Raw genomic sequence first — 8,645 nt, 5'->3', positions numbered from 1 at the left:
AAACATTGCATATAGTCCTGTATTTATTGCCGAAAAACCAGATTTCCATGGCTATATTCTGGCACCACTTGCTGTTAAGCCAGAATGCCAAGGTAATGGTATCGGGAGTCAACTAGTTGATGCTGGGATTAAGCGATTGCGTAGTATGAATGTGACTATTCTCTTCGTGTATGGTGATCCTAGGTATTATGAACGATTTGGCTTTAAGGCAGAGTTGGCAACACATTTCATTACCCCATATCCATTGGAGTGGCCTTTTGGTTGGCAGGCGCTCTTACTTGAGGAGATAGAGGTGCCAGGTGCTGCTGTTAATATCAAATGCGTAAAGTCTTTAAACAATCCTAAACTATGGTGATAGGTTGCTAGGATTGCTATAACACTTTTATTTATGCTTTAAAATCCTAGTATTATCGTTAGTTTGAGCCATAGATTTGCTAAATTAGGATTTTCCCAATAGATTCCTGATCGCCCGATTACCTGATTACGACCTTACCCGAACAACCGATCACCTGATCTGACTTAATCACTTTTACTTGCGCAAAGCATACACAATTCCCCCCAGCAGCCCCTGAATTATCACGATTCCGTAAGCCAGCCAAGCAAAGGCAATGACTTTCGATATAGCAAAATTGTAGCCGTAAGCTGTAAAAAAGAAGACAAATGCATTCTCACGGATACCAATGCCGTTGATTGATACAGGCAACATTATGATCAAGGAGACTAGGGGAATAATTATAAAGAAACTAAGAAGGGTAACCGGTAAATCCAATGCCTTGGCAATTAGGTAATAATGAGCGATGACACTGATTTGCACCATCAGCGACCACCCCATAGATATAGCCAAGGCATATTTGCGGTTGCCAAAGGCTAGGAAAGCTTTATTAACATTAATTAGCTTATTTTTTATGGGCTGCAAAAATGTTACTATGAAAATCATCGAGATTACAACCATAATTAGAGCGCTACGTAGCATAACCCACAGGTTAAGTAATGGTAACTGGGCGATCAATGTCTGAGAAAAAAACAGCGCCCCGAGGCCTAACAGCATCAAACCTAGTAAACCGAGAAAACGATCCAAAAATACAGTGGCTAGTGCGACTGACTTGCGAGTTCCCAACCGCCAGGCATCATAAACCCTAACAGCATCCCCACTAATGGTGGAGGGCAAAAAATTACTGACGAAAATGCTGACCATATAGGACTTATACAAATAAGGGATGCTAGCTTTAACATTCTGAGCTAAAAGTAGTATCCGCCACCGATGAGCTCTAATGTCGTAACTGGCTAAGTAGACCACAAACGCTGCTATTAACAGATGAATGTTAGCAGAACTCACAGCTAGGAAAATGTCGGGCAGATTTGTCTTGCGCAATGCCCAAGACAATAGCGCTATGGAAACGCCGCATTTAATTATCGTAAGAATTAATTTTTTCCTAGCAGTTAACTTGTCTAAAGCTTGCTGTTGTAGGCGTTTCCATAGCTCTAAGGCTTGCTGGAAAAGGGGTTTCGCTTTTTTGTACCGCCCCTGGCTATAGTACAGTCTTACCAGGTTCAGGTTGTTGAAGCTGGTGGCTACATCTGGGTGTTCAATACCCAGGAGGCGTTTCCTCATCTCTAAGGCTTGCTGGAACAGGGGTTCCGCTTCTTGGTAGCGCCCCTGGCTATAGTACAGTAAAGCCAGGTTGTTGAGGCTGGTGGCCACATCTGGGTGTTCTTCACCCAGTAGCTGTTTCCTCAGGTCTAAAGCTTGCTGGTACAGGGGTTCCGCTTTTTCGTATCGCCCCTGACTCCAGTACAGTAAAGCCAGGTTGTTGAAGCTTTGTGCCACATCTGGATGTTCTTCACCCAGCAGGCGTTGGCTCAGCTCTAAGGCTTGCCGGTACAGGGGTTCCGCTTCTTGGTAGCGCCCCTGGCTATAGTACAGTTCTGCTAGGTTGTTGAGGCTGGTGGCCACATCTCGGTATTGTTCACCCAAGAGGCGTTGCTTCAGGTCTAAGGCTTGCCGGTACAGGGGTTCCGCTTTTTCGTATCGCCCCTGACTGTCATACAGTGCTGCCAAGTTGTTGAGGCTGGTGGCCACAGCTGGGTGGTTTTCACCCAAGCGCTCTCTAACCGTTGATAAGCATTCCTCATACCAAGGCAAAGCTTGTTCGTAAGCCCCTTGACCATAGTAAAAGCGGCCTAAGCCCACAAAAGGCCAGATTAAATCTTCGTCATTTAAGTAATCGTTTTGGTTAGTGGCAACTTCCACCAGGTGAGGGATAGCAGGAGTAATTTCTATAATTTCGGACTGAGTTGGGGTCTCAGGAATATCCTTTGCTATTGCTACGATAGCTGAACAAAAGCCCTGTTTTAGGGTTTCAATATCAGCTAACTGTTCCCCCTTGATACTCAAAAATTCTCTAATCCGTTCGTGAAGTTGGTAAGTGTTATCATCTAACTTCTGGAGGAAATACTTTTGAACTAAGATATCCCGATTAACGACTAAATCAAATTCCAAGCTAGCAGTTGCAGCAACCTGGGATACTAATAACCAGGGAATAGGAGCCAAGGCAAACAAACTCAGCAGAGCAGCCATGGTTTGAGCTGAAGACTCTAACGCATCCCAATTGAGTTCCAGCAGAACATCTTTACCAGAGTCACCTTCTTGAGATTGCTTCTGCTCTAGGAGCAATAAAATTTCTTCTAGCATCATGTATTACCTGGCTCTGAGTATAGCCCTGCCACATGGTATAATTTTAAAGGTATACAGCCAACGAATTGACATATTTCTTTGGCAACCTCTAACTTTTTTTCAACATAGTCTTTCCCTACTAATTTTGCTAATAACTCTAGAGCCTCAGTTTCTGGTAATTCTCCCAAAGGAATTGACGCATAGGGTAACTGTGAACTACGAGTGGTGATTAATACCCTGAATCGAGAACCCATGGGCGGTAAGTAGTCTTTGATTTGCTCGATATCAGTGACATTATCGAAAACCAATAAAACTTTACCTGGTTGCCAGTTTTCCCAACAATAAAGAAGTTGGTAATCAAGGGGTAAGTTTTCAGGAATCTTAAAAGCAGGAAATTTTTTCACCATTGCAAATCCTGAAAGCTGGCTTACAATATCCAATCCATTGAAATACAAGCAACAACAGCCACCGGGATAATCTTCTAATTTGTACCAAGAGTATTGAATTGCTAGTTCTGTCTTGCCTACTCCCCCCTGACCGGTGCGATCAGTAATTGCGACAATATCATTTTCCTGCAATAGCTGATCTAACTCTTCCAGTGGCTCGTATCTATCTACAAAATTGCGTTGAATTATGGGTATATTGTGGGCGATATCAAAGGGATTAGGATGATAATCCTCCCGATCACCATCCCAACTGCGACGATAAAAATAGGTGGGTAGTTGTTGTTTATTTAAACTAGCAAATTGTTGCTTAACCTGTTCAGCAACTACTTCCATATCTGGTAGCCATTCCTGCTGCTTCAAGGCTTTTATTACCGCTTGGGAAAAGTATCCCGTTTTTTCTGAGGAGTTAACTTTGGCTGTCTCCCCTTCTCTCGTAGCCAGTAAGACAAACTGTTGACTGTCTTTCCTGGGTTGACCACTAGGAAACTGTTTCCCTCCCAAATTAGTTGGTCGCCCTTTTGACTCTAAAAGATAATTAGCACAAGCATCGACTATACAAATATGATGGGGAATCCTAAAGGAATCTGACCCCAAAAGCAGTAACAGGGAATGTAAATCTAGATTCTGCCAATTATTTTTACTAGCATCAGCACAAATTAGCCTCCGATTACGCTCTCGAGTAATCAAACCATGGCCTGCCCAAAACATAAACAGTAAATCTCCTATTTTTTGGGACAGGTCATTGGTAATGATATCAACTAGATTATGCTCCGTTGCTGGCTTTGACGTTATCTCAAAGTTATTAACCAGTTCACTATTTTCAGATAACGGAGACAAACAGAGCCTGATATTATCTGTGGGCACGCCTTGTGATAACAACCAATCAGCAAACTTGATGGCATCATGAACGGGACCATTAACATTCCAGTTTGTTGCTTGATAGTTCTCGATACCGACAATTAACCCATAGGTTTTTTCTGGCTTAGCAGTAATAGTCATGGTAACCTCGGGATAATTGCTTTCCAGGTAGCAGGGTTTGTCCAATAAGCACTATGAGCTTGGGGAAAGGGTTGTTTACTGTCCACCAAAACATCCTGGACTTTATTAGGGAATAGAGTAGCGCCAATGTAACTAAGGAAATCGCGTAAATCATAAATATTCAACCACTCCGGAAAAAAGTCTGGCAGAGGCTGACCAAATTCTAGGCTATATAAGGCATTAATTTCGTATAAAAACGGGGCTTGAGAACCCACTGTAATTAATACTGTCACCTGTGCCATTGGTTGAGTCACCAGTAAATCAACACAAGCAATCCCTCCTAGACTATGAGCTAATATAACAACTGGTGGTTCAGCGTCTTCTATGGTTTTCTGGATAAAATCACGTATTTGCTGACCCCGACTTTGATAAAGTATAATGTCACCAGGTGTAGGAGTATTTGCTTCAGTAATTGCACCCCTTTTATTCCTCACCAAAGCTGTAGCTGGACTTGCCAATAAGGAAAGTGGTTTCTGGAGCCAGTCACCCAATCCCAAGTCTTCCTCCTTACCCAAAGCATTACTGAGTGATTTCACGAGTTGATCACGCAATTCCGGATTAGGAAGTATTATAGGATTCTGACCGTTCTGCTGACAGTCAAAAATTGCCTGAGCAATAATTGCTCTTGCGATAGTATCATAAAAGTCACTATCTGAATCAGAGACTTGGTTTAATACTTCTTGATAAACAGCACTACTGGTAACATGGCGTCGTGCCTGATCAAACCCCTCTGCTATGCCAGCTGCTTGTAATTTTTCTTGCAATTCTCCACTAGGAGTCAAAGCCAGTAACCGGTCATGTAATTGATCACCAGGTTGTTCTCCAAAGGGATTACTATCAGCATTAGCGCTAGGTTGTAAAGACAACAATCCTAATTCATAAAGGGGATTGCGATATAACTGCTGCCAGAGAATAATATTTGACTCTTCTTCCTCTCCCTGATCCAGAGCTAAAGTAGCATCATACAACGGTATCGATGCCCCTTCAGCATTGAGCTTACTCCCAAATTGCTCACCCCAAAAGCAAGGAATAACGGTAATGTCTGGACGTTGTTCAGTGACACAACCCTCAACTATCTTAAAGGTTTGCTCATAGGCAGGTTGCCTAACCCCTGTGCCATGGACAAATACGATAGTTGTCATAGTTTAGAAGTATGGAAGATAGTTGATCAATAGGTTTTATCTATTTTACCCATAAAACTAGATATCTAGTTCAGTAACTTTACTTCTGTTAACCAAATCTTGTTTTAGGAGCCTCAATAATTACCCCATGGTTCCAACAGCTAGTTAGGCTTCAGCTGATCTAGCTTTTATAAATGAAATGTAAACGTAGTAGGTCTTTTATTATTGTCCAATAAAACCCCGAATATATTGGCTATATTGACTTTTGTATTTTGCTTTTAGACTTTTTATTTAACAATTTTGTTTACAACTCAAATATAAACCTTCTACATACCAATAAAAAAAATAGGTCAAGAATTGTAGTTAACTGCAATTCTTGACCGAACTCTATGTTGTAAACCATCATAAGTACAGCTTAGCTGCACTCAAATGTAAATCACTACTAATCAACGAATACATTATTATCGAGTTAGTCCGCAACTCCTCGAAAGCAAGAACATCCCAACTCAGTTTAGGTCATACCCCTCCACAAAATAACCTCTGCAATTCCTGACCGCCAGGGCGGCAAACCCTGGCAAAACCCTATCCTAGTCTAGGTATAAATACCGAATCAAGGTGCTCATAACTTCACCAGGATTTTCCGTAGGCTCGGGAGTGCTCCACTCCTCGGGATAGGCGTATTTAAGGGCATAAATGGCATAAATAGTATGCCGAACTTGTTTAGGAGAACCAATCAAGATGTGCTTGACTTTTTTACCTTTGCGACCTTGATTGTCAGGGTTTTGATTGTCATCGGAGTTGGGGTTAATGTTTTGATTCATTACCAGTTATTAGTGTAAATGATTTACATTATTAATATATAAATAAATTAATCAAATGTCAAGGGGTTTAGGAATTTTTTTTGTTACGAAATATGGAGATTGTGGAAAGGGTGGGGAGTGTAATAAATGTGGAAATTATCAGATGTCAACTATTTGTATTTTGTTGAATTTTTTGATAATATAAATTCTGTTATGATCAGTTATGTAGGGTGCGTTAAGGACGGATTTGCCCTGATGTTATCCATAGTCAGTGTTGGACATTCCGTCCCGTAACGCACCACTTACTATATTTTTTTAAAGCTTGTAAACTGATGTTTATAGCGGCTTTTAGTCTAATCAGGTAAAGAGGATTGTTTCCCTATTGCCTATTGCCTATTGCCTATTGCCTATTGCCTATTGCCTATTGCCTATTGCCTACTCCGCTGTATGGGATGATATTAATAGCTTTGTGGAATGGGCATCTTGCCCGTTACAACTCTTATCATTATCGGGGAGAAGAATTAATGGATAGCAAAAAATACGCCCCAGCAACCCAGCGCAACCGGGAACCAATTTTAAACGTACTTTTAGAGATACTACCAGCGACTGGCACAATTTTAGAAATTGCTAGCGGTACCGGAGAACACGCTATCTATTTTGCACAACAGTTAAACCCTCGAAAATGGATTCCTTCGGATATTGATGCTTCCCTCCGTGAAAGTATCATCGCCTGGGCTAAAGATTCTCCTAGCGACAACCTCCATCAACCCCTTGATATTGATGTCAGTCAGCCAGTTTGGAAAGTAGAAACGGAAGTATTATCAGAAATACCAGATATTGTAGCGATGGTGAACATTAATATGATTCACATTTCACCCTGGTCTACTTGTTTAGGATTAATGGCAGGTGCTGGTCGTATCCTTTCATCAGGAGATATTCTATATTTATACGGTCCCTACAAACAAGGTAATAAACATACTGCACTTTCTAATGCTGATTTTGACTCCTATTTACGAGAACAAAACCCAGAATGGGGAGTACGTAATTTAGAAGATGTTGTAGAGGTTGCTAATACTCATAATCTCATCCTTAAAAAAACTTATCAAATGCCAGCTAATAATCTTTCGGTAGTTTTTAAACATATGTAAGTAGTCAGTGGTCAGCGGTCAGCGGTCAGCAATTATTTGCTCCTATAAACATTACCCTTGGAGATAGTGCTACGCGCAAGGGCAAAAGGCAAAAGGCAAAAGGCAAAAGGCAAAAGGCAAAAGAGAATAAAAATCATCGTAGGGTGGGCAGTGCATAAAACCAATTTCCAAGGTTACCATCGGTATGATACTTACTGCCCACCCTACATAAACTGAAATAATTGAAAATGACTATAATAAAATTAAGCATTTAAACCGAATAATTATATGATTACAGTTACACGAGAAGAAATTAAGCAATTTCGGGATCAATTGGCAAATTATCCAGAGGCTTTGGCTGCCCTGAATGAGATAGAAGAAGAGGAAGGAGATTTGGAGTATGCGACTGAAATTATAGCTTCGGAAGCCGGAATAGAGAGAATAGATATACAAGAGAGTTGGTTGCAAAATTTAGCTAGGCGGTGTCGCCATATAATTTGTCAAGATGAATTTAGAGACGATCGACTCGCTGGAGTAACTACTGCGTTGGTTGCATCTCTAGCTGCATCTGGTAATTTGCCCCTGGCATTGGCGACTCCAGTAGCTATTTATATAGTTAAGATTGGAGTCAAAAGTTTCTGCAATGAAGAGGAAACAATAAACCCTAAAGATTATCCATTCGTACAAGAATTAATCCCAGATAATAAAGGTAATATCGAGAAAGTATTAATTGATTTTCAGGACTATAAACGTTTAATTGAAAGCTTTGAAGATGAAGGACTATATCGTGCTATGATGGAAGTTAAAGATGAAACCCCCTTAAGTTTGGAAGAAGCATTAGCAGAACTCGACAAAGAATGAAAACTGAATATCTTCCAACCTTGTCTTGATGCAGTCGCTCATGGGGGAAACCCCCAAGACCGCGCTGCATCGCTTATTAAAGATCTTAAATCTCTGAAAAGCACCCCCGTTTATAGGACGATTAAAAAGTTTACCTTTCAGGATATTCTATCCTATCAAAATCTTAGGGATATCAAAAACATCAAAAAATTAAAAGGAGAAGATAATGCCTATCGAATTCGTTTAGGGGATTATAGAATTGGTTTTTTCCTCAAAGGCGATACTATCATATTCTCCCGTGTTCTCCATAGACGAGAATTTTATCGTTATTTTCCTTAAAGCAATAAAAAATTATATATCAAGCGATCGCTAAAATTTAGGGTGAGTGGGCAGAATCGTAGGGTGGGCAGTGCCTAATATAAATTTCAAAGCTTGTAGTCGCTATGATAAGCACTGCCCACCAACAGGTAAATAAAATTAATCCTATGGTGGGCAGTGCATAAAACCAATTTCAAAGCTTACCATCGGTATGATACTTACTGCCCACCCTACATCAACTACTCCCTACTCCCTACTCCCTACTCCCTACTCCCTAATGA

At 40.8% G+C, this 8,645-nt stretch carries 8 protein-coding genes; 4 read left to right on the top strand and 4 right to left on the bottom strand.

The genetic code is table 11. The features are described 5' to 3' along the window. The coding region (locus F6K52_RS07040; RefSeq protein ID WP_293075749.1) for an N-acetyltransferase at positions 1 to 355 on the top strand (355 nt) is incomplete at its 5' end. A 174-nt stretch (positions 356 to 529) separates the two neighbouring features. Here the strand turns inward: F6K52_RS07040 and F6K52_RS07035 are convergent. The 4 genes from F6K52_RS07035 to F6K52_RS07020 all read right to left on the bottom strand — a co-directional run bounded on the left by F6K52_RS07035 (position 530) and on the right by F6K52_RS07020 (position 6,100). Next, complete coding sequence (locus F6K52_RS07035; protein WP_293075747.1) at positions 530 to 2,695, bottom strand: tetratricopeptide repeat protein; 2,166 nt, start codon at positions 2,693 to 2,695, stop codon at positions 530 to 532. After that, complete coding sequence (locus F6K52_RS07030) at positions 2,692 to 4,119, bottom strand: caspase family protein (protein WP_293075746.1); 1,428 nt, start codon at positions 4,117 to 4,119, stop codon at positions 2,692 to 2,694. Before F6K52_RS07030 ends, F6K52_RS07035 begins: the two co-directional genes overlap by 4 nt. Next, complete coding sequence (locus F6K52_RS07025; RefSeq protein WP_293075743.1) at positions 4,116 to 5,300, bottom strand: hypothetical protein; 1,185 nt, start codon at positions 5,298 to 5,300, stop codon at positions 4,116 to 4,118. The genes F6K52_RS07030 and F6K52_RS07025 overlap by 4 nt, the downstream gene beginning before the upstream one ends. Before the next feature lie 566 nt (positions 5,301 to 5,866). Next, positions 5,867 to 6,100, bottom strand: coding sequence for a hypothetical protein (locus tag F6K52_RS07020; protein ID WP_293075741.1), 234 nt, complete (start codon positions 6,098 to 6,100; stop codon positions 5,867 to 5,869). A gap of 503 nt (positions 6,101 to 6,603) precedes the next feature. Here F6K52_RS07020 and F6K52_RS07015 point away from each other — a divergent pair. The 3 genes from F6K52_RS07015 to F6K52_RS07005 all read left to right on the top strand — a co-directional run bounded on the left by F6K52_RS07015 (position 6,604) and on the right by F6K52_RS07005 (position 8,385). Then, positions 6,604 to 7,227 carry a DUF938 domain-containing protein gene (locus F6K52_RS07015; RefSeq protein ID WP_293075753.1) on the top strand — a complete coding sequence of 208 codons (624 nt, stop codon included), beginning with the start codon at positions 6,604 to 6,606 and terminating at the stop codon, positions 7,225 to 7,227. 267 nt (positions 7,228 to 7,494) lie between these two features. Further along, complete coding sequence (locus F6K52_RS07010; protein ID WP_293075738.1) at positions 7,495 to 8,067, top strand: hypothetical protein; 573 nt, start codon at positions 7,495 to 7,497, stop codon at positions 8,065 to 8,067. Between the two features lie 3 nt (positions 8,068 to 8,070). Continuing rightward, complete coding sequence (locus F6K52_RS07005; RefSeq protein ID WP_364416424.1) at positions 8,071 to 8,385, top strand: type II toxin-antitoxin system RelE/ParE family toxin; 315 nt, start codon at positions 8,071 to 8,073, stop codon at positions 8,383 to 8,385. Positions 8,386 to 8,645 lie beyond the last annotated feature (260 nt).

It is taken from the genome of Moorena sp. SIO3H5, from assembly GCF_010692395.1.
Classification (GTDB): Bacteria; Cyanobacteriota; Cyanobacteriia; order Cyanobacteriales; family Coleofasciculaceae; genus Moorena.
This window is presented reverse-complemented; position numbering and strand designations above follow the sequence as displayed.

Excerpts from the sequence above, each read along its gene's own strand:
- F6K52_RS07025 (WP_293075743.1), bottom strand. The coding sequence starts at position 5,300 with ATGACAACTATCGTATTTGTCCATGGCACAGGGGTTAGGCAACCTGCC.
- F6K52_RS07030 (WP_293075746.1), bottom strand. The coding sequence starts at position 4,119 with ATGACTATTACTGCTAAGCCAGAAAAAACCTATGGGTTAATTGTCGGT.
- F6K52_RS07035 (WP_293075747.1), bottom strand. The coding sequence starts at position 2,695 with ATGATGCTAGAAGAAATTTTATTGCTCCTAGAGCAGAAGCAATCTCAA.
- F6K52_RS07015 (WP_293075753.1), top strand. The coding sequence starts at position 6,604 with ATGGATAGCAAAAAATACGCCCCAGCAACCCAGCGCAACCGGGAACCA.
- F6K52_RS07020 (WP_293075741.1), bottom strand. The coding sequence starts at position 6,100 with ATGAATCAAAACATTAACCCCAACTCCGATGACAATCAAAACCCTGAC.
- F6K52_RS07010 (WP_293075738.1), top strand. The coding sequence starts at position 7,495 with ATGATTACAGTTACACGAGAAGAAATTAAGCAATTTCGGGATCAATTG.